Raw genomic sequence first — 21,720 nt, 5'->3', positions numbered from 1 at the left:
GGTAAACAAATCGCAACCAGCGTGCCAGCATCCTGAGTCATCATTGGAGCGCGGGACACGATTCGGCAAATACTGTTAAGTGGAAGGCTTCCGGCGGCTCATCCAGTACAAAGGCACGCCGATCAGTACCGGGATCAGGCCCAGTAATGCCAGGCCGCGGGCGTAGTCGAGACTGGCATAAAGCATGTAGAGACAGGTCAGGCAAAACAGGATCGGCGTCGCGGGATACAGGGGGACGCGAAAGGGTCGCTCCATCTGCGGGGCTTTAAACCGCAGGATGATCAGGCTCAAGCCGGTAAGTAGAAAGAATGTCCAGAACAAAGGAGCCGTTGCGACGAGCAGGGTATCAAAGCCGTCCTGGTACTTTTCCCATTCGATGAAGTCAGATTGGATCAGGGTAAACGGCGCATTGATCATACGGCGGCCTGCTTTCGTGCCCACCAGCAGAATCATCACGATGGAAATCACTCCCTGTGACAGCAGTGAATAGAGGGGCGCGTTGACGCGGCGGTTCCAGCGGGCCAGGACGGCGAAGAAGCGGTGATCCATGCCCAGTCGCACGTTCACGCGGGAGCCGGTAATAATCAGTCCGTTGATGGCACCCAGTGAGGAGATCATGATTATCAGGCTGATGATCTGAGTGCCGTGATCACCCCAGGCATTGCCCAGCAGTTCTGCCGCCGGTGTGGAGGACTGCAGCAATCGGCTAGAGCCCAGCCCCCACAGGTAGGCGAAGTTGATCAGCAGGTAAATGACCAGAATGCCTCCGGTGCCTGCGATCAGCGCCCGCGGAATATTTTTGCCCGGCTCTTTGACTTCGGCAGCGACGAACGCGGCATCGTTCCAGCCTCCAAAAGCGTACAACACGAATACCATCGCCAGTCCATATTGCAGTTTCGCATCCGGGTTTTCTTTAATCGGTTCGATAACGGTTGCGCCTGTTCCCTGCAGTCCCAGGTAGACGCCACTCACGATAATCGCCGCCAGTCCGACGATCTTGGCCAACGTCAGAATGTTTTGTGCCCACTTGCCGACCATCAGCCCCAGCAGATTCAAAAAGAGCAGCATACAGACGGAGGCAGCCGCCAGGATGACCGACCAGCCTGCGGGGATTTCAAAGCCGGAGGCATTCAGAAACGAGATGGCGTAATCGGCGAAGACATACGACATGATGCCGATGTTGCCCGGGTTGATGGCGATGAACTGTGCCCAGCCGAACAGAAATCCACAGCCGTCGCCGTAGGTCCGGGACAGGAAGACATAGTCGCCCCCCGTTTCCGGTATGGCAGATGCCAGCTCGGCGTAACACAGTGCCCCGGCCAGCATCAGCAGACCACCCAGGCCCCAGATTACGAAACCGGCTTCGATCGAGCCGGAGTTCCCGAACACCAGACCGGGCACTTTGAAGATCGAAACCCCGATCACAATGCCGATGATGATATTCACCGTGTCCCAGAGCGTCAGCTGCTTCTGGAAGCGGGAATCCGCTGAGGGAACCGACTCGGCTTGCTGTTGCTCTGAGGGCATATTGAATGCAGTCCCCTGTCCAGCCGGAAAGGAATGTGGTGAAACCAGGGATCAGGCAGGAGTCGTGCCGACCAGCACGGAGACGGGCATCGTCCAGATTTCCATGGTGTCATCTTCTTTGAGAGTAAAGCCCGCATCCTGCAATAAACGGGTCGCATTAATCGGCTGGCAGTCCACGATGTGCGGAAAGTGCTGGTGCATCCACTTGTAGGTTTTTTCCAGAAAGCTGTCCTGATTGCCATCTTTGGGCAGTGCCATGCAGACGACGCCCAGTCGGCCGCCCGGCTTCAGCACCCGCTTGATTTCTGCCAGCATGGTGGGGATGGTATCCAGCGGAAACAGTTCCAGGGTAAAGCTCATTGAGACGACATCAAAGCTGCCATCCGCAAAGGGCAGGGGAGGCGTATTGGCAACGGTCAGTTCCACACGGTCTGCCAGGCCCGCTTCCGTGACCCGTTTTTCTGAGACGGTTTTCATTCCGTCCGAAATGTCCACGCCTGTCACCTTGCCGGTTGTGCCTGCGGCTTCTGCCAGCGCCACCAGTGAGTGACCGGTGCCATAACCGATTTCCAGAACCGATTCTCCCTCCTGAATCGCAAGTGCAGTCAGCCCTTTTTCCCGGGCCACATGCTCATTGGAGTCGGCGATCATGTCATAGGAATGGCTGATACGGTCATAAAATGATTTCGTCTGTTTTTCGTCGGTGGTACTCATGGCTGTGTGCTCCAGGCTGGAAGGTGAGAGACTTATGTCACAAATTATAAATTGAACAATCAATCGAGAGAAGTCGCAGGCCGGAAAACAATCGAAACTTCATTAATTGGGGTGGCCAGTCGAGCAGACTATCCGGGGGCATGCCAAACTGGCGGAGTCGGAAAGTCTGAGAAAAAAGATCTTCGACAAAACGTTGTTTTTTTGAATTCCTTTCATCGTCGTCGCATGCTACAACATAGAGAGAGCGTTCGCACAATTCATAGCGCAGGGAATGAAACCTTCACGTTTGGTCTGTGAATGTGCTTTGTTCGAATTGTTCAATTAAGCGCGTCAAAAACCTCTGTTAAAATACATTGATGGATCAGGGAATGAGTCCGCAGGGATCTTGTTCCATGTTGAGGAAGGAACAGTTATGCGAAATGTGTTGGCCCTGGTTCTGGCCGGTGGTAAGGGATCACGACTGGAACCGCTTACCCGGGATCGAGCAAAACCCGCTGTCCCCTTTGGAGGCGGATATCGCATCATCGATTTTACACTTTCGAACTGCATTAACAGCGGCTTGCGTCGGATTCTGATTCTGACGCAGTACAAAGCTGCGAGCCTCGACCGACATATCAATCTGGGCTGGCGGTTCCTCTGCCGGGAACTGAATGAGTTTATCGACGTTCTGCCTCCCCAGCAGCGGATTGACGAACAGTGGTACCAGGGAACCGCAGACGCCGTCTATCAGAATATCTACACCATCGAACGGGCTCGGTCGGAACACATTCTGATCCTCTCCGGCGATCACATTTATAAAATGGATTACTCCAAACTGATCCGCGACCATAAGGAATCCGGCGCGGATGTGACCATCGGCTGCATTCCCGTCGATCGTGATGAAGCCACCCAGTTTGGCGTGATGGGCGTCGATGAAAACATGCGCGTGGTCAAGTTTGAAGAAAAGCCGGCCAATCCCGCTCCCATGCCCAGTCACCCGGACAAAAGTCTGGCCTCCATGGGCATCTATGTGTTCAACACGAACTTCCTGTTCGAGCGCTTGTGTTATGACGCGACCCAGCTCGACAGTTCGCATGACTTCGGCAAGAACATTATTCCGTCGATCATCGATGACCACCTGGTACGGGCCTATCCCTTCCAGGATAAAAATACAGGCGATGGTTACTACTGGCGGGATGTCGGAACGATCGACGCGTATTACGAAGCGAACATGGACCTGGTTTCCGTGCATCCCCAGTTAAATCTGTACGATAACACCTGGCCGATCCGCTCTTATCAGCCACCCGATCCTCCACCCAAGTTCGTGTTTGCCCAGAGTGAAGGCAATAAACCCCGCGTGGGTCAGGCGGTGGACAGTATGGTCTGTGCGGGCTCGATTATTTCAGGCGGCCGCGTGAGTCAGTCGATCATTTCGTCGAACGTGCGCGTCAACAGCTGGGCGGAAGTCGATAATTCGATTCTGTTCTCCGGGGTCAACGTGGGGCGGCATGCGAAAATTCGCAATGCGATCATCGATAAAGGAGTTTCCATCCCCAAAGGCTGCGAGATCGGTTATGACCTCGAAGCGGATAAAAGCCGTGGCTTTGCGGTTTCCGAATCCGGCATCGTGGTCATCGGCAAGATGGATGGCTTCCCGTCATAGACTGAACTCTGACACTGCGCGTCTGGCCTGATACCGGTTTCGCACTGGCATCAGGCACAGCGCATAAAAATTCCCGGAAGCAGTAGCCCAGGGGGGGGAAGGACTTGTACTACTTCCGGGAGGCGATTGTTCGCCATTATAAGTTTCACACCAGCCAGTCACGCCTCAAAGTACGCTCCGATTTTAAAGCTTCAAAAAAGATCGATGCCACAGCATCCGTGCATCAGGCATTCGATCTTTCCACCAAGTGAATGAAATCACTCAGCAGACACCAGTGTATTCTTGAAGGTTGAAAAAGGGATTGATAACGGTCATTGTGAGGTGTGATGTTATCAGGAATGGTCTGTTTGATGTTTTGGAAATCAGCGTGAACGCCAATGGTGCGGGGAGAATAGAAACTCATTTTGAATCGGTCAATACCAATCTCAAACGATTTTTTAAAAAGCATTCTGAATGCAAATTCAGCGTGTAAATATTTCAAAAAAACACGAAATCAAAAACTTCGAAAGGATCTGGCATCATGTTTCGCCCACTCTTAATTCTTCTGGCTCTCATTTGCAGTCTGGGTCACTCGACTCCCGTCAGACTGAAGGCGGCAGAGCAGCAGAAACCGAACATCATTTTTATCATGGCCGATGATTTAGGCTACGCGGAACTCGGTTGTTACGGTCAGAAAAAAATCAAAACGCCGCATATCGACAAGCTGGCAGCAGAGGGGATGAAGTTCACTCAGGCCTACGCCGGTTCCATGGTCTGTCAGCCTTCGCGCAGTGTTTTAATGACGGGACAACATACTGGTCATACTGCCGTGCGTGCCAACGACCTGAACCAGTTGCTGTACGCCGAAGATCCCACCGTCGCCAAAGTGCTTAAGGATGCGGGTTACGCTACAGGCGCATTCGGCAAATGGGGCCTGGGCTACGAAGGAACTCCCGGTCGCCCCGGCAATCAGGGCTTCGATGAATTCACAGGTCAGCTGCTGCAGGTTCACGCTCACTTCTATTATCCCTTCTGGATCTGGCAGAACGAAAAGAAACTGATGTTGCCGGAAAACGAAAACAATCAGCGCGGTCGCTACATTCACGATCTGATCCACGAGAATGCCAAAGCCTTCATCCAGAAAAATAAAGCGCAGCCGTTCTTTGCTTATCTGCCTTATATTATTCCTCACGTGGAACTGGTAGTGCCTGAAGAGTCGGAAAAACCGTACCGCGGACAGTTTCCCAAAACCCCGATTCCGGATCCCCGTCCTGGCTATATCGGTTCCGAAGATGGTTTGACGACATTTGCCGGCATGATTTCGCGTCTGGATGATCATGTGGGAGAGATCGTCACACTGCTGGAAGACCTGGGGATTCGTGATAACACGCTGATTATTTTCACTTCCGATAATGGCGGGCAGGGGGGAGCCTGGAAAGAGATGACCGATTTCTTCAACGGCAATGCGCCGCTGAGAGGTCATAAAGGTTCCATGTATGAAGGTGGTCTGCGTGTTCCCTTCATCGCGAACTGGCCCGGGAAAATCGCAGCAGGAAAAACATCTGATCTGCAGATCGCATTCTGGGATGTCTTGCCCACACTGGCTCAGGTCGCGGGGACAGAAGTTCCCTCCGGAGTCGATATCGACGGCATTTCATTTCTGCCCACCTTGTTGGGAAAAGGAGATCAGCCAGAACATGAGTACCTCTATTGGGAATACACGAAAGGGAAGATTCGTTCTCGTGCGGTTCGTCAGGGAAACTGGAAAGCCGTGCAGAACCGTATGAATCAGCCGATTGAACTTTACGATCTGGGCAAGGATATCGGTGAGACAAAAAACCTTGCAAAACAGTATCCGGAAAAAATCAAAGACCTGCAGCAGATCATGCAGCAGGCCCATTCCGAGCCACGGGATTTCCCCCAGCTGCTGGAATCGGTGGGCATCAAAGGTTACGTGAAATAATCCCCCTTTGAAATTACAAGCGGTGAAATCCATGCGATGAAATCGATCGGGAGTTCAATAAGAAAAACCGCAGCCCGGTAACAGGCTGCGGTTTTTTGATTGATCATATTTTACTACGGTCTGATTTTACTTCAGAAGCTCAGTTTGCCAGGTCCCACCACCAGCGACCCACGGGCAATGCGGGTGCTTTAGACTGAGCGGAAACGGCTCCGACTTCGGGGGAGACTTTCAGGTTCTGCTGATTTTTCACAACCGAGTTCGTATCCACCCGCACGCCGCCGGCAACCTGAACGACAACGTCTTTGCCGTTGAATACGCGGTGATTGACAACCGTGTCTACCGTGTGAGCTGGTTCGAATTCAGCCGGGCGATAGGCGCCGTTGGCAGCAAAGGCAGTCATTTCCCAGCCGGCCCGATTCGCCAGCTGTTCATTTCGCATCAGGGCGGCTACCAGGGCCAGGTCGAAAATGTTCTGCAGGTCGGCGTAAACCAGATCCTGCTCTGCCAGTTCCTGGTAATGTTCGGTAAAGTTGGCGGCGAATTCGCGGTTGAGCTTTTCAGCCTGCCCTGTTCGTAACCGTTCACCTTCTTTGGTGACAATCTGATTTTCTGACTGGCAGAGAACAGAGGAACCCACTACCTGGTAAGCGGTGCGTTGCGGGTTATGCAGAACCGAATCGTATTTCATGGTCAGCCACCAGCGGAGCGCTTCCAGGTTCATGCCACTTTGATTGCTTTCCTGTGCCAGCAGATCAAAGTAGCTGGGGATGTTTTTGCCAGCATCCATTTTACCGATGCCGATCAGTTTCATCCGGTAGTCTGCTTCAATCAGTACGCGGGCGACACGAGAGGTATCAGGCACGCCGTACAGGGTAATGTCCTGTATTCCCAGTTTTTCTTTCAGCTGTTTTGTGTAATTCCGCACGCCGGCACCTGCACTGAGCGGGCCACGGGCATTGGATTGCGTGACAAATTCTTTCACGCGTGCCAGGCCTTCCGCACGAGGGTCGAAAGAGCAGCCAAAGATTTCTTCTCCGTTGTCCGAGAACGTTCGCAGGATCGTTACCAGGTCATCCAGTTGCAGCACGGGACGTCCGCTTTCGACACCAACAGCTAGGCCCTGCTCGTTATAAATCCAGGCTTCTGCCGGCCCGGCGACTACGATTTCCTGATCTTCCGGATAGACAAATACGTATTCCACCCGGGTCAGGCCTGCCAGCATTTTCATGGTCTCAACGGGAGAGCGGCCTTCTTCAATCAACTGCTGCACTTCTTTTTCCAGACGGGTCAGGGAAATCAGACGCAGCTGGCTGTTTTGGGCCACATTTTTATTCAGGCTGGCTTTACGGGCTTTGGCACCCAGTGCTTCCAGTTCGCCTTTCAGTTCCTGTTTGCTGATATGATGCAGCATGCCATTCGGGTCAACGCGAACCCCGGCAGAAAACTGACGGAGTGAACCTTCACCAGATCCGTCGTCGATCCAGCCGCCTGAAGTCTGTGACTGAATCAGGTCGATCAGTTCGGTAAAGTCGGCCAGCTGAGATCCACCAGCGAGTGACATGGCCTGAGCGCGTTCGCCCATGGCTTGTGTGCGTTCTTCATCCAGGGGGATGCGGTTGATGGTTCCCAGTGCGGCCATGAAGTCTCCGGAGTCCATCTGGGCTTTGACGACCATTTTGAGCAAGAGAGTACGTTCCTGCAGGTTGGACACGGTTTCAGCGACTTCAATCGCCTGTCCGAATTCCCCCGATGTCAGATGTGCGGCAACCTGTTCTTCAGGTGAAACGCGTGGCGTGACTTCCGCCGGTTTCGTTTCTGCAGCAGGAGTCACCGCGACGGTTTCCTGTTCTTCCAGTACCAGCGGCGATTCGACAGAAGTCTGAACCTGTTCTGGTGCTTTTTCGACAGTCATTTCAGACTGGGGATTTACCAGGTAAAAGGTGACTGCCAGTACGACAGATAAACAGACTACGGTTGCCAGTACGGAAACAACACTGGAGCCGACGCGAGGGTGATTAGGGCGCATGGACGCTCTCCAATAGGCACAACATATTAACGGACAACCTTACAGTTCGGATATGCACGTACTGCAAGATGGGAAGTTTAAGGACTTTATGTATTAGGATCGTCCAACTTTGGGCTGACGTCAAGGATAATCTTAAATTTCTTGGTCTTCCTATTTCAGCTTGGCTCTGACATCCAAAGAACAGTTACAAGTAGTAGAATAGAAACACTTCGTTCAAATACTTTGACAGCGTAAAACCGCTTAATTCGATACAGAAAGTATATTCGTGCCAGAGCTGCCTGAAGTCGAGACCATGGTGCGCGGCATCCGCGATGCCGTGGAAGGCCGTAAACTGAAAGACGTTCGCTGCTGTCCCTGCCCGTGTAAACCCATTTCCCTCAAACCGGGCATTAAAGCCATTCGGTCAAAAGCTTTAAATCAAACAGTCACCGGCGTCAGACGCCGTGCAAAACGGGTGATCCTGGACCTGGAGAACGGTTATTCGTTCGTCATTGAACCACGGATGACTGGACTGATGTTACTTTCTGATCCCCCCGATACAGGACATCTGCGACTGGAGTGGCTGCTGCAGAAAGGGCGTTCCCGGCGTTCGCTCTGGTTCTGGGATCGACGCGGACTGGGAACGGTTCAACTGCTCAGCCAGGCGGAACAGGAGACAGTTCTGGGACCTCAGAAACTGGGCCCCGATGCCCTGGAGATTACGGTTAACGAAATGAAGCAGCGACTGGCGAAGACGAGTCGCGCCATCAAAGTTGCCTTGCTGGATCAAAAAATGATCGCGGGAATCGGGAATCTGTATGCGAGCGAAATGCTGCATCAGAGCCGCATTCATCCTGAACGGACGGCAGATCAGCTATCAATGGCTGAAATCAAAACGCTACACAAGGCAATGCGACAGATTCTGAAAACCGCCATTCGCTATGAAGGATCTACGCTCGGCGATGGCACCTATCGAAATGCGCTCAACCAGTCAGGGGGATATCAGAACCAGCACCGTGTTTATGGCCAGGCAGAACAAAACTGTCCGTCCTGTAAGGGAGCGCAGATTCTCAGGATCGTTCAGGCGCAGCGATCTACATTTTATTGTCCCTGCTGTCAGATCATGCAGCCGTAAACTCTATGGTCTGTCCTGCTCAGCATCAGGTAACGTTACACACACTTCATTGGCGACCTGGAATTCTGATAAATTTCGCTGAATTGAGGTGAGAATTTGCGAATCATGCTTTTCTATTCAGACAATTTTGGCTTAAGATCACCTGAGAGATGTGAAAGTGACTTCGCAGCATCTGTCTGGATCTCATACCCGCTGGTAATCCATGTCGTATCGTGCCTTTAAAAAACTGCTGGGGGAAACCAACCTCGAACGCAAGTGCCGCTACCTGTTTGGTGGCGGATTGCTCGTATTAATCACGGCCAGTTTTTCATTGAATACCTGGTTGAACAATCAGGTTCTCAACGATCAGAACATTACCTCCGCCCGTCTGCTCGTGGCACCGATCATCCTGGAGAAACACTGGAAATGGTCCGAGTCGAACGATCAATACCGCATGCTGATTGAAAAAATTGCGCAGTCGGTCAAACCCAAAGATCTCGGCGATTACAGCTGGGCAGTCTTTAAAGCGAATCCATCCAATGCGGATTCCAAAGAGCGCCCGATCGACAGTGCCGGCTATGAAGCGCTGGAGCGGATCAAGCAGGGCGAAAACGAAATTTTCTACCGCGATGAAGCGGAAAGCAAATTCCAGTATTACGGTGCCATCCACGCGACGGAATCCTGTGTTTCCTGTCATCGACTCCGCGATGATCCCGACCTGGAACTGGGGGGACTGATCGGGATTGTCAATATTCGCTTTCCTTCACAGAAAGTGGAACAGGCGCAGAACTGGAACAATGCCATCAACCTGGCTTCGGCTCTGGTCACTGCCGTACTGGCGATGCTGGCCGCTTATGCGATTGTGCGTTACGTGATTGTGAAACCCGTTCTGCACCTGAAAGATGTGAGCGATCAGATTGCGCACGGTAATCTGGATCTGCGGGCTGACATCCGTACGGGAGACGAATTTGAAGAACTGAGCTATGCGTTCAACCGCATGCTCCGACATCTGGTCACCGTGCAGGAAGAACTGCGCACCGTCAATACGGATCTCGATACGAAAGTCGACGAACTGGCGCAGGTCAACCTCAGACTGTATGAAATGAACAAACTCAAAGACGAGTTTCTGGCGACCATGAGCCATGAACTGCGGACGCCGCTCAACAGTATTCTCGGCTTCAGTGATCTGCTGGCAAATTCGAAAGATCTGACTGAGAAGCAGAAACGCTATGTCAGTAACATTCAGATGTCCGGCAAAAACCTGCTGGCACAGATTAACGATGTGCTCGATCTCGCAAAAATTGAGAGCGGCAAAATGGAACTGCAGCTTTCCGAAATCGCGGTGGCAGATCTGATCGAACGCCGCGTAGGCAATATGCTGCCGCTGGCAGATAAAAAGAATATCGAACTGACTTCTGAAATCGACCCGAGGATTCCGATTCTGTTTCAGGATTCCATTAAAATCCAGCAGATTCTGAATAACCTGCTTTCCAATGCCATTAAGTTTACGCCCGAAGGGGGGCGTGTCCATGTGGCAGCAAAACTCTGCGAGGATGATCCGGACCACATGGATCTCATCGTAGAAGACACAGGCATTGGTATTCCCCTGGATGAACAGGAACATATCTTCGAAAAATTCCGCCAGGGAAAAACTTCTTCTGAATCGCGGGATACGTTGACCCGTTCCTACGAAGGCACGGGGCTGGGTTTATCCATCATTCGCGAGCTTTCCAAGCTGCTTGACGGCGAAGTCTTTCTGGAAAGTGAATTTGGTCGAGGCAGTACGTTTACCGCGCGGCTGCCTGTCCGCATGAGCCTTTCACACGACGGGGTGCTCTCGGAACTGGATGATACCTCCGTGGGCATGAATCGCATTAAAACCTCCGATCTGCAGAGATACTCCCAGAAAAAACTCGGCGAGAACGACCATTCTGAGACGCGCACTCCTTGAATCTCCCGCAGTGAGCGCCTACCCTTGGCATTCTACCGGCACACCGGGCTGTCGGGTTGCCAGTTTACTCTCCACTTAGATTCAGGAATCTGCGCTTGTGGCTCTGGAGCTGAAAAATCCACATAGTGTCATGGCGGCTTTACAGACCCGTCCGATTGATGTCACCGAGGTCCGTCTCACCGCTGGTGCCGTGCAGGGCAGTTGGGGAGATGTCGCCGACGAAGCGCGCCGCCAGCGGATTCCCGTCGTCATCAAAAAGTCGGCACCACAGAAAATGAACCGCCGCCAGTCTGAAGATCAGGGACGTCGCACGGCAGGTTCGGTGGCTCTGGTCAAACCACGTATTCCTTCTGCGCTGAGCGAGCTCTTTCCGGACCCGGGACAGGATGCACAGACAGGCGGTCTCTGGCTGGCGCTGGACTGTATTCAGGATCCGCATAACATCGGTGCTATTTTTCGGACGGCTGCTTTCTTTGGTGTGCGTGGGATTGTATTGACCAAAGACCGTTCCGCGCCCATCAACGCGACCGTCTACGATGTCGCTTCCGGGGGGATGGAAGCGGTTCCATTTGCCGTCGAGACCAACCTGAGTCGATCGATCTCCCAGGCAAAAGAAACCGGGGTCTGGATTATGGGGACCTCCGAACATGCCGAAGAGGATGTCTCCGCGTATTCTCAGGACCGTCCCTGGCTGATCGTGATCGGGAATGAAGAGAAGGGGCTCCGCCGCCTGACATTGGAACAATGTGATGTTGTTACCCGGCTGACGCCGACCGGCATTGTGGATTCACTCAATGCGTCTGTCGCCGCAGGCATCATGATCGCCCGCTTTTCACCTTTCGGACCGGGCATCAAGTAAATATCTGCCTCAACCTTGTACGATTTTCCTGCAATAACAGAGATAATCTGCAATATATCTACGACTGCTACAGGTTCCGGTCCGGGTAGTGATTATAGCGGTTTTAAGCCTGATGCCACTGCGCAAGCCTGCCCTCCGCGTTCGTTTCGCTCGGTGTGAGCTGCAGATTATTTTGGTTGTACAGAAATTTCCTGCTTATAATGCTTAAACAGACAGGCTTTGTACCGGTTTCGATCGTTTCCAGGGGAATTCCCTGAAATTCATCACGAATGACACACGAAACGAATGCTACATTGAAGGTACAGGTTACGGGAACTCCGTCTGACAGGCGCGGGCGTCTGCCGGTAGAGCGCGGGTTCCACCGAACAAAATCAAGGCAGGAATATTTATCGTGACAAATTATTTAGTGACCGGCGGCGCAGGATTTATTGGCTCTCATCTGGCGACACGTCTGATTAAGGACGGTCATCGTGTGCGAGTCTTCGATAATTTAAGTACGGGCGCACTACATAACCTGGAACACATTAAAGACGATGTTGAGTTCGTACAGGGAGACCTGCGGGATCTGGCAGCCGTCGAACAGGCAACCGCTGGCGTGGAGATTGTGTTTCACCAGGCAGCGCTGGCCTCTGTTCCCCGCAGCGTGGAACATCCTCTCGATACACATGAAGCCTGTGTGACCGGAACCATCCATGTGCTCGATGCCGCCCGCCGCTCCGGTGTGCAGCGCGTCGTCTATGCCGGTTCCAGCAGTGCCTACGGCAACCAGGCACAGATGCCCAAACACGAAGGTCAGACACCAGAAGTCCTTTCACCTTATGCCGCTGCCAAGCTGGCTGGCGAATTGTACTGCCAGGCCTTTGCCAATTCTTACGACCTGGAAACGGTTCGCATTCGATACTTTAATGTCTTTGGTCCCCGCCAGGATCCTGGCAGTCCTTATTCGGCTGTGATCCCGCTGTTTACCTCCGCATTGCTGGAAGGACGTCGTCCGATGATTTTCGGTGATGGCCTGCAGTCTCGCGATTTTACCTTCGTCGACAATGTGGTTCAGGCGAATATCCTTGCTTCCCAGGCACCCGCGGATAAAGTCTCCGGAAACGTGTATAACGCCGCCTGTGGCAGTTCGTTGAATCTGATTGATCTGCTGAAATTTATCTGTGATCAGTTGGACAAGCCTTACGATCCTGATTTCCAGCCTGCACGCACGGGCGATGTCAAACATTCCTGGGCAGACATTTCCGCTGCTCAACGCGACCTGGGTTACGAACCTGTTGTGGAAATCGAAGAAGGCCTGCGGAGAACCATTGACTGGTATGCAGGTACCACCAGTGCTGAATCAAAAAAATGCCGGGGCGGCTGTTAATCAGCCAGCCTGACTCTCAGAAAAACCGTTTCGTCACATCATTAATGCATTCGCAGAGTAAATAGATCAGGACCCGCTGTCGTGAACACAGACTTTCAACCTCTGGATCAGCAATCCGATTTTGCCATCGATGGCATGGAAGAGAACGCAGAAATCAACTCTTCCGGTCCGGGTGTGGATATCGTTAGGCTCCTGCTTCGCAATAAATATCTGCTGGTTCTGGGACTGGCTGCCGGCCTGCTACTAGGCCAGGCCGCGTATATGAAACTCGGCCCCATCTTTTCAGCAGATACGAAGATCCAGGTCTCACAGAAAAACCCGGTGCCGATTAAAGAAGGAGAAATCCAGACCTTTGGTGAATTGACGGCACACATTGATGTCATCAAGAGTCCGCGGATCGTGGGTGAAGCCGTTAAGGAAGCCAGGCTCAATCAGCTGCCTTCCCTGGCAGGCGAAAAGGACCCGACCCAGGATATTATCGATACCTTAAAGGTCAAGAGAATTTCAGGTAACGATCGCGCGTTCCTCAACATCCTGACGATTACCTATGAAAACCCGAACGCCAAAGATGCCCGGACCGTCACCCAGGCTATTGTTGACGCCTACAAGCGGTATCTGCACGAAGTCCGCGAGGAAAACACCGAAGACATTATCCAGCAACTGAAAGAGGCGGAGAAACAGATTGCCGCAGAGCTGGAACTCAAGAAAAACGAATACAAAAAATTCCGTGAAAATGCACCGCTCTACTGGGAGAGTACACCTGGTTCGGAAGCAGCGGTCGCCGGCAGTACCAACGTGCATCAGGAACGGGTCAAAGCCATCGACAATGAACGCCGACTCAACCTCCTGAAACTGACGGAACTCAAATCAAAAATCGATTCCCTTAAGGCAGCCATAGCCAGCGGTGAGTCCAAAGAGACACTCGAACTGCTGGCGCAGCAGTACCTGATGGGACAAACCCGGGGGCAGGCTGCCAACGGCAATGCCAGCGAAGGTCATCATCTTGCCACACCCGGAACGAGTCAGTTAGACCGTGCGCGGACGGCATTAGAGACACATTTAATGCCGTTGCTGATTTAAAAGAATCGACTGGAACGCGACTTTCAGAAAAATCATCCCGACCTGGATGCCGTCAATCGCAGCATCGAAACGATCATCAATCTCTATCGTCGCCAGGGACTTGATATTTCCGCTGACAATCTGGAGTCAGGTGAATTTCAGGTCGCAGAAACCAAAGACGTGGATTTCGTGAATGTGTATCTCAAGTCCATGGAGCAACAGCTCAAAGAACTGGAGAACCGGGAACTGGAGCTGACAAAGCTGTTCACCCAGGAGAGCGAACTGGCCAAGAAGGTCGGAAACTTTCAGGTGATCGATCAGTCTTACAATGAGGAAATTGCCCAGCTCAAATCACAGCGCGATAACATTTTCAAACAGTTACTGGTCGAAAGAGTTTCACAAGGCAACAGCGGTTACATGTTGACTCAGCTGGCTCCGGTCAAAGATGAACTCGTGATTAAACGCCAGTTGAAATTTTTGATGGCCGGTGCCGCAGGAGGCCTGGGGCTGATCCTGGCGTTTTCCTACTTCCGTGAAATGCGGGACACCACGATGAAGTCGGTTGATGAAATTCGGAATCAACTGCATCTGCCCATCCTGGGAGAAGTTCCATGCTTTGCAGATAGCGATGCTGCCGTTGATGAAAGCGAATTCGCTCCCGCGTTATGGTATTATTATCGCCCCGCTTCACGCGAAGCAGAGGCCTTCCGCTCACTGCGGACCTCCCTGTTGTTAAAAACGGATCGCAGCGGCGCGAAAGTTCTGCAGATGACCAGTGCGGAGCCCGGCGACGGTAAAACGACCTCGATTTCCAACCTGGCACTGGCGATTGCGCAGACGGGCCGAAAAGTTCTGATCGTCGATGCCGACCTCAGACGGCCGACCATTCATAAACTGTTCGGTCTGGCTAATTCGGTTGGCCTGGGTGATGTGCTGACCGGTGAGATCGATGCACAGACGGCGATTCGGGAAACCCGCGTCAGTCATCTCTCAATTTTGACAGCGGGCATGCTGCCGGAAAATCCCTCTGAAATGCTGATGTCGCGTGCGTTTTCTGAACTGGTAAATCAGCTGCGTAAGGAATACGACTACGTTCTGATCGATACACCTCCCCTGGTTGTCGTCAGCGATCCCTCGGTGATTGCCTCGATTGTGGATGGGGTGCTGCTGGTGGTTCGAATTGACAAAAACCGCCGCGGGGTGATCCGTAAGGTACAGCAGATCATTCAGACCAATGGAATTAAAGTGGCCGGCATTCTGGCAAACAGCGTCAAGTCCGGAAAGCCTGGTGATTATGACTACGGTTCCGGTCCCGGATACAGCGACTATTATATCGTTCCTCCCCAGGCACAGGCGAAGCAGGCAGACGTCCCTGCGAAAACTAAAATCACCCATTAAACCGGGTGGTGCGTCTCTGCAGGAAATCCGGATTACTCTAACTCAATATCCAGTTCTTCAATCTTACGATACAGGCTGGACAGGCCGAGCTTCAGCCGCCTGGCTGCTTCCCGTTTGTCGGCGCTGTCTTTTAATACGCGCGTAATATGCATTCGTTCGTAATGCCGAAGTGCCAGTCGCAGATCGTCCACATCCGGTAACGGGGGCTCGTTCTGATGCAGTTCCGGAGGCAGATCATTCAGACAGATCAGGGTTTCGTCACACATCATCACGGCCCGTTCAATGGCATTGTCCAGCTGTCGGACGTTGCCCTTCCATTCGGCTGACATCAGTGTGCGAATCGTTTCGCTGCTCGCTCCCGTGACTCGTTTCCCCATTTTACGCGAATGCTTGGTGAGGAAGTATTCGACCAGTTCCGGAATGTCATCAACGCGTTCCCGTAATGCAGGAATGTGAATTTTCATCCCGTCCAGGCGATAGAACAGATCTTCTTCGAATTCGCCCGACTTGACCATTTCCGCCAGATCCTGAGTGGTGGAAGCGATCAGACGCACATCGACTTTCACCGGCTCGGCACTGCCCAGTGGCAGGATCTCGCCGTATTCAATCGCCCGCAGCAGTTTGCCCTGCGTTCCCAGTGGCAGTTGAGAGATTTCATCCAGATACACGGTCCCGCCATCGGCATTTTTGAACACGCCAATCTGTTCGGTGGAAGGGTACTGCAGCGAGCTGTTGGCGGAACCGAACAGTTGAGATTCGAGGAGTTCAATCGGTCGCATGCCGCAATTGACTGCCAGGAAGCGTTGCTCGCGATTCGGACCATTCGAGTGGATCGACCGGGCAAACAGTTCTTTCCCCGTTCCCGATTCTCCGGACAGCAGAACATTCGAATTGGTCGCCGCAATTTTTCGAATGGTGCTCTGCAGTTTCTGCAGTGCCTTACTGCTGCCGACGACTTCTTCAATTCCCGGACTGCGGGCCAGCTCTCTTCTCAGGATCTGGTTCTCATAGAAGATTTTCTGGTATTCGAACAGGCGATTCAGTTTATGGGACAGATCGTCGAAAATAACCGGCTTGACCAGGTAGTCAAAAGCGCCGGCTTTGAAAGCCGATATCGTATTTTCCACCGTCGCATAAGCGGTGATGATCAGTACGAAAATGCTCGGTTTGATATTCTGCAGTCGTCGCAGGAGCTCAATGCCATCGCCGTCTGGCAACTGCACGTCACAGATCGCGACGTTAAAGTCCCGGTCCCGGGCCAGTTCGAGGGCCCTGGCGACGGTAGATGCCTGCATGGTTTCATAACCTTCGCTGGTGAGAAATTCCGCCAGCGATGTCCGAATGATTTCTTCATCTTCGACAATCAGCACAGATCGGTTGAGTTGCACTTTGGAATTCGTCCTGTTCTTCGTTCGGTTCAAGTCGTAACAAATTTAATTTCTTTTGCGGGTCCGGGAGGGATATCGGCTTTTCCCTGTAATTCCTCACACTGGAGGGAGACGATGAACCTCGCACCATCTTTTACTGTATCATCGATTTCAATTGTACCGGAATTCGAATGTTCCAGAATATTTTTACAGACAAACAGCCCCAGGCCTGTCCCTTTGGCCTTCGTGGTAAAATAAGGTTGGAATAATCTGTCTTTATCTTCTTCGCGGATGCCTTCTCCACTGTCATGCACCGTAATGAGAATCCGACCGGCACGGGCCTCGGTGGTAATCTCAATTGACTCGCCTTCTTCGGTCGCATCCATGGCATTCAGGATCAGATTCAGGAACACCTGCACGAGCTGATCGCGTACCACCTGGACGATCGGCAGATCTTCTGCGAACCGGGTGATGATCTTTTTGCCTTTTTTCCGTTTGTAATATTTGGAAATGTTCAATGATTCGGTAATCAGCTCATTGATCTGACAGCGATTGCGTTCGGTCGTGGCCGGGCGGCTGAAATCGATCAACTCGCGAAGAATTCGCTGGATCCGACGCAGCTGGGCATCGACTTCATCCAGGCGTTTAGTCGTGTATTCATCATTATTATGACGGTTGAGCAGCTGTACCAAGGAACTGATGCCCGCCAGCGGGTTACCGACTTCGTGTGCAATACCCGCTGCCAGCAGACCGAAGGCGGCATGCTTTTCCTGCTGAATCAGCAGCGCCTGCGATTCCTGCAGGTCGCTGGTCCGCCGCGCGATGCGATCTTCCAGCAGTTCCTGGTTCTGCTTCAACTGCGAGTTGGCCAGCGAAAGTTCCATACTCGTGCGTTTGACCAGCTGAGAAAAGGCAATACTCGCCCACGCGACCCAGCCCATCCAGACAATCATTAACAACAGTTGTGTCAGCCAGTCACTGGGAAGGGTAGGACTGGAAAGCAGCAGCGTCGAATAACTGATCAGATGCAGTCCCAGTGTCAGATACGCGATGAGAGACGAATGACGGATGGAACAGACAATCAACGACAGCAGATAATAAAAGCGGAACGGACTGTTCAGCCCGGCGTCGTAATGACAGAGCAGGCCGATGAACAATGCTTCCATGACCGAAATGATCAGCGGCCATTCACCCAGGAAGACGCGGCCACGAAAGCTGAACCAGGTATCGGCCAGGGCGTAAATGGCGCCTAGCGTCAGAATCCAGTTCAACTGGGGAACCTGGATGGCCGAACTGTTTCCGCCAAAATTGACCAGCACATAGCCGACACACAGGCCAAACCAGCGAATGCGCAGCGTAATTTCTTCCGCCGGCAATTCCCAGGTAAAAGCATCATGGTGGATGCGATGAGACGACTGTGAGTCAGATACATCCGCTGGATGTTTCTGTGTCGCCTTGGCAGGGGGGCCTGCTGGTTCGGTCTGGTTCTCCACGTTTAACGGGTCATTCATGATGGGAATGGAAATTCTGATTCGTATTTCTGATTCGCTGCAATCTACAGATTCTGGTAGACGACCAGCTGCGATAAACAGCCTGTAATGGTTGAAAAGTGCATACCAGGGCGATGGCATTGCGTAAACGAAACGATATTATTGGTCATCAATCCTGAATTGACAGGTCATCCAGGGCAGGCGAGCACGCCAGCGAGCGTGTGAACCATTTCGGACAACGTGTCAATCCAGCTCTGAATAAGACACTATCACGAAACTGAAATTGATCTGCAATTACACATTCGCTATTTTGCACGAGAAGTCAGCGAATTTTACTGTACAAACAGGTAAAACCAGAACCGGGCAGAAGACAAACGGAATGGCAGCCTGAGCCTGATTCGTAATCCAATCGATTTCTGAGTTCAGGTATGCGAAGATCTCTCGGAAAAGGTGCGGCGAATTCAGGGAATCACCATAACTCCCGTGATCAGGTCCATTTATTTTCAGCGTTGATTACGTATAGAATGCTACAAAACATTGTAGACATTCAGCAGGATTTATGATCCGAATAGATGGGGAATTTATGAAAATCGTCGTTGCGAGTTCAGAAGCGATTCCATTTGCCAAGACAGGCGGACTGGCCGATGTGGCCTCGGCTTTGTCGAAAGCGCTGGCAGCAGAAGGGCATGAAGTCAGCCTGTTTCTGCCCTATTATCCCCAGTCGACGGCCAAACGGGGTTTCTCGCCAGATGATTTTCAAGTCTGTCCTGAAAAAGTGATGATCACTGTCGGCAGCAAGCAGGTGGAAGCCCGCCTGTTGAAAGCAGCTTTTCCCGATTCGAAAGTGAGTGTCTACCTGGTCGATCAGCCACGTTATTTCGATCGTGCGGAACTCTATCATGAAAATGGACGTGATTATCAGGACAATTGTGAACGGTTTATTTTCTTCAGTCGCGCGGTGATGGAATTCACGGCACAACTCAACCTGCAGCCTGATATTATTCACTCCAATGACTGGCAGACCGGACTGATACCGGCGCTGTTGAAGATTGAATATCAGCATCGCCCGGGTTTTGAAAAAACAGCCGCCGTCTATACGATTCATAATATGGCCTTCCAGGGACAGTACTGGCATTGGGATATGCTGCTGACAGGCATCGACTGGAAATACTTCAATCGGCATCAGATGGAATATTTCGGTCAGTTGAATCTGCTCAAGACCGGCATTGTCTTCTCGAATATGATCACGACTGTGAGTCCGACCTATGCCAGAGAGATCCGCACCGAGCGGTTTGGTTATGGCCTGAATGGGGTGCTCGAATCGCACGCCGATCGACTGGTCGGTATTCTGAACGGCGTGGATACCAGCGAGTGGAACCCCGAAATCGATCCGCATCTGGCCGCCCATTATAACGTCGAGACAATCGCGGACGGCAAAGCGAAGTGTAAAGCAGCGCTGCAGGAACGCATGGGACTGCCACAAAAACCGGATGTCCCCCTGCTGGGAGCAATTTCCCGCATGACCGATCAGAAAGGCTTCTCCCTGATACTCGACGCTGCCGAAAACCTGCTGGCCACCGATGTCCAGATGGTCTTTCTGGGAACCGGCGACCCCCGGCATGAAAGGTCTTTTTCTGAACTCGCAAGACGTTTCCCGGATAAAGTGGCCACTTATATCGGCTTCGATGAAGGGCTGGCACATCAGATCGAAGCGGGCCTGGATATCTTTCTGATGCCCAGCCAGTTTGAGCCCTGTGGACTGAATCAGATGTATAGCCTGTTGTACGGCACGGTCCCCCTCGTCCATGAAGTAGGGGGCCTGGCCGATTCCGTCGTGGATGCCCACCCTGAGAATCTGGAGAAGGGGACTGCCAACGGATTTTCTTTCTGGCACTTTGATGCGACGGTACTCTATCGACAGATGCGGCGTGCCATCGCTGCCTACTACGATAAACCGCTCTGGAATCAGCTGATTCGTAACGGCATGACAAAAGACTGGTCCTGGAAGCAGAGCGCCCAAAACTACCTGTCCGTTTATCAGCGGGCCAGCAGTTATCGAAATAAAAACAGCGAGTCCGTGTCCGCCACTCATTAACAGATCAGCAGACTGACCCTCTTCTATCCTCCTTTGATGACGGGAATCGATGTCAGAGATCAGAACCGACCCTCTCACAGGTTTTACGACCATCTTTGCGCCGGAACGTGCCCGACGACCGATTAAGATTTCTGACAACGCCAGTCAGTACATCCCTACGCAGGAACAGATCGACTCTGACCCGTTTGCTGAAGGGAAAGAATCCGAGACCACGCCGGAACTGTTTGCCATCCGTCCCCCTGAGACGAAAGCCAACCAGCCAGGCTGGAAGCTGCGCGTGGTTGCCAACAAGTATCCCGCGCTGACTCCCGTCTCTGAGGTAGATGAATATGGCGTGCATGAAGTCATCGTCGAGTGTCCCCAGTTTGAGACACACGTCACGCGGCTTGAGCCGACGCAATTTCAATACATTTTCCAGGCTTACCGACAGCGGGTTGCCACTCATCGTGAAGATCCCCGTCTCAACTACGCCATCATTTTCAAAAATCAGGGTATCCTGGGCGGTGCTTCACTGGGACATGTGCACTCACAGTTACTGGCCAGCCATCTCATTCCGCAGGCACTCCGGCAGGAAGTGATCGCGGCCCGCGCCTATCAGCTGGAACATGGTTACTCTCTGTTCGAAAACTTTACCCGGGACTCGTCCGACGGTTATCCCGAACGGGTGATGTCTTCGGAATATTTTGATGTCATCTGTCCCTACGCCAGTCGCTTTGCCTTTGAAACCTGGGTCATTCCCCGTTCTCTGAAAACCCACTTCGACCAGTCCAGCGACCAGGAACTCGATGATCTGGCCTGTATCACCCGCCTTCTGTTATCTGCTCTGGAATCGCTGCTCGGACGCCACGATCTCAATTATGTGATCCAGACACCTCCTTATGATACCAGTGAACAGGACGGCTATACCTGGAGTCTGAGGATCTATCCTCGACTGTCCCATCTGGCGGGATTTGAACTGGCTTCGAACGCCTTCATCAATCCGGTTTATCCCGAACAGGCGCTGGAACAACTCAGGAAGCAGCTGGGTTGCTGAACGCATTTTACCGTTTTTGAAACCACTTCAGTGGGGCCCAAGCCGCAGGAAACTCGCTCGGGAAGCGAGGGGGTTAATTTTCGCTTTTCAAATTATCCCAGTTAATCAGACTGGCGAAATCTTACCTGCTTTAACAATTGCCCTTGCTCCAGTGGTAT

General features: G+C 52.4%; 15 protein-coding genes. 10 read left to right on the top strand and 5 right to left on the bottom strand.

The features are described from left to right. Nucleotides 1-75: 75 nt before the first annotated feature. Together AACZ40_RS10360 and AACZ40_RS10355 are read right to left on the bottom strand one after the other, a co-directional pair. Nucleotides 76-1,527 (bottom strand): amino acid permease, encoded by a 1,452-nt coding sequence (locus AACZ40_RS10360; protein ID WP_291179891.1) that lies wholly within the window; start codon nt 1,525-1,527, stop codon nt 76-78. A gap of 51 nt (nt 1,528-1,578) precedes the next feature. Then, nucleotides 1,579-2,241, bottom strand: coding sequence for a class I SAM-dependent methyltransferase (locus AACZ40_RS10355; RefSeq protein ID WP_291179888.1), 663 nt, complete (start codon nt 2,239-2,241; stop codon nt 1,579-1,581). A gap of 412 nt (nt 2,242-2,653) precedes the next feature. Between AACZ40_RS10355 and glgC the strand changes: the two genes are divergently transcribed. Next, the gene (glgC, locus tag AACZ40_RS10350; protein WP_291179885.1) at nt 2,654-3,883 is read left to right on the top strand and encodes a glucose-1-phosphate adenylyltransferase; all 1,230 of its coding nucleotides are present in this window, start codon (nt 2,654-2,656) and stop codon (nt 3,881-3,883) included. Nucleotides 3,884-4,403: 520 nt separating this feature from the next. Next, nucleotides 4,404-5,825, top strand: coding sequence for an arylsulfatase (locus AACZ40_RS10345; RefSeq protein WP_291179882.1), 1,422 nt, complete (start codon nt 4,404-4,406; stop codon nt 5,823-5,825). A 139-nt stretch (nt 5,826-5,964) separates the two neighbouring features. On the opposite strand, the gene AACZ40_RS10340 is transcribed toward AACZ40_RS10345, so the two are convergent. Then, a complete protein-coding gene (locus AACZ40_RS10340) occupies nt 5,965-7,851 on the bottom strand; it encodes a DUF1598 domain-containing protein (protein ID WP_291179879.1) in 1,887 nt (628 codons plus the stop codon). A gap of 265 nt (nt 7,852-8,116) precedes the next feature. Between AACZ40_RS10340 and mutM the strand changes: the two genes are divergently transcribed. From mutM to AACZ40_RS10310, 6 genes are all read left to right on the top strand, one after another. Further along, the gene (gene mutM / locus AACZ40_RS10335) at nt 8,117-8,965 is read left to right on the top strand and encodes a DNA-formamidopyrimidine glycosylase (protein ID WP_291179876.1); all 849 of its coding nucleotides are present in this window, start codon (nt 8,117-8,119) and stop codon (nt 8,963-8,965) included. A 202-nt stretch (nt 8,966-9,167) separates the two neighbouring features. After that, a complete protein-coding gene (locus AACZ40_RS10330; protein ID WP_291179873.1) occupies nt 9,168-10,895 on the top strand; it encodes an ATP-binding protein in 1,728 nt (575 codons plus the stop codon). A gap of 97 nt (nt 10,896-10,992) precedes the next feature. Beyond that, a complete protein-coding gene (gene rlmB / locus AACZ40_RS10325; RefSeq protein ID WP_291179870.1) occupies nt 10,993-11,754 on the top strand; it encodes a 23S rRNA (guanosine(2251)-2'-O)-methyltransferase RlmB in 762 nt (253 codons plus the stop codon). Between the two features lie 391 nt (nt 11,755-12,145). Beyond that, the gene (locus tag AACZ40_RS10320; RefSeq protein WP_291179867.1) at nt 12,146-13,120 is read left to right on the top strand and encodes an SDR family oxidoreductase; all 975 of its coding nucleotides are present in this window, start codon (nt 12,146-12,148) and stop codon (nt 13,118-13,120) included. A gap of 81 nt (nt 13,121-13,201) precedes the next feature. Then, complete coding sequence (locus AACZ40_RS10315; protein WP_339674362.1) at nt 13,202-14,200, top strand: hypothetical protein; 999 nt, start codon at nt 13,202-13,204, stop codon at nt 14,198-14,200. A gap of 159 nt (nt 14,201-14,359) precedes the next feature. Then, complete coding sequence (locus tag AACZ40_RS10310; RefSeq protein WP_339674359.1) at nt 14,360-15,577, top strand: polysaccharide biosynthesis tyrosine autokinase; 1,218 nt, start codon at nt 14,360-14,362, stop codon at nt 15,575-15,577. A gap of 32 nt (nt 15,578-15,609) precedes the next feature. Here the strand turns inward: AACZ40_RS10310 and AACZ40_RS10305 are convergent, their stop codons facing one another. Together AACZ40_RS10305 and AACZ40_RS10300 are read right to left on the bottom strand one after the other, a co-directional pair. Further along, entirely contained in the window at nt 15,610-16,965 is a 1,356-nt protein-coding gene (locus AACZ40_RS10305; RefSeq protein ID WP_291179861.1) for a sigma-54 dependent transcriptional regulator, read from the bottom strand. 29 nt (nt 16,966-16,994) lie between these two features. Beyond that, nucleotides 16,995-18,455, bottom strand: coding sequence for an ATP-binding protein (locus AACZ40_RS10300; protein WP_291179858.1), 1,461 nt, complete (start codon nt 18,453-18,455; stop codon nt 16,995-16,997). Between the two features lie 538 nt (nt 18,456-18,993). Here AACZ40_RS10300 and glgA point away from each other — a divergent pair. Together glgA and AACZ40_RS10290 are read left to right on the top strand one after the other, a co-directional pair. Next, nucleotides 18,994-20,529: a glycogen synthase GlgA gene (gene glgA, locus AACZ40_RS10295; RefSeq protein ID WP_291179855.1), complete on the top strand. Its 1,536-nt coding sequence runs from the start codon at nt 18,994-18,996 to the stop codon at nt 20,527-20,529. Between the two features lie 49 nt (nt 20,530-20,578). Continuing rightward, nucleotides 20,579-21,562, top strand: a complete 984-nt coding sequence (locus AACZ40_RS10290) for a hypothetical protein (RefSeq protein ID WP_291179853.1) — start codon at nt 20,579-20,581, stop codon at nt 21,560-21,562. Nucleotides 21,563-21,720 lie beyond the last annotated feature (158 nt).

It is taken from the genome of uncultured Gimesia sp. (genome assembly GCF_963972345.1).
Classification (GTDB): domain Bacteria; phylum Planctomycetota; class Planctomycetia; order Planctomycetales; family Planctomycetaceae; genus Gimesia.
Note: the sequence above shows the minus strand (reverse complement) of the source record. Positions and strands in the feature narration are given on the sequence as shown.

Coding starts and splice junctions, on each gene's coding strand:
- AACZ40_RS10360 (WP_291179891.1), bottom strand. CDS start 1,527: ATGCCCTCAGAGCAACAGCAAGCCGAGTCGGTTCCCTCAGCGGATTCC.
- AACZ40_RS10355 (WP_291179888.1), bottom strand. CDS start 2,241: ATGAGTACCACCGACGAAAAACAGACGAAATCATTTTATGACCGTATC.
- glgC (WP_291179885.1), top strand. CDS start 2,654: ATGCGAAATGTGTTGGCCCTGGTTCTGGCCGGTGGTAAGGGATCACGA.
- AACZ40_RS10345 (WP_291179882.1), top strand. CDS start 4,404: ATGTTTCGCCCACTCTTAATTCTTCTGGCTCTCATTTGCAGTCTGGGT.
- AACZ40_RS10340 (WP_291179879.1), bottom strand. CDS start 7,851: ATGCGCCCTAATCACCCTCGCGTCGGCTCCAGTGTTGTTTCCGTACTG.
- AACZ40_RS10330 (WP_291179873.1), top strand. CDS start 9,168: ATGTCGTATCGTGCCTTTAAAAAACTGCTGGGGGAAACCAACCTCGAA.
- AACZ40_RS10300 (WP_291179858.1), bottom strand. CDS start 18,455: ATGAATGACCCGTTAAACGTGGAGAACCAGACCGAACCAGCAGGCCCC.
- glgA (WP_291179855.1), top strand. CDS start 18,994: ATGATCCGAATAGATGGGGAATTTATGAAAATCGTCGTTGCGAGTTCA.
- AACZ40_RS10290 (WP_291179853.1), top strand. CDS start 20,579: ATGTCAGAGATCAGAACCGACCCTCTCACAGGTTTTACGACCATCTTT.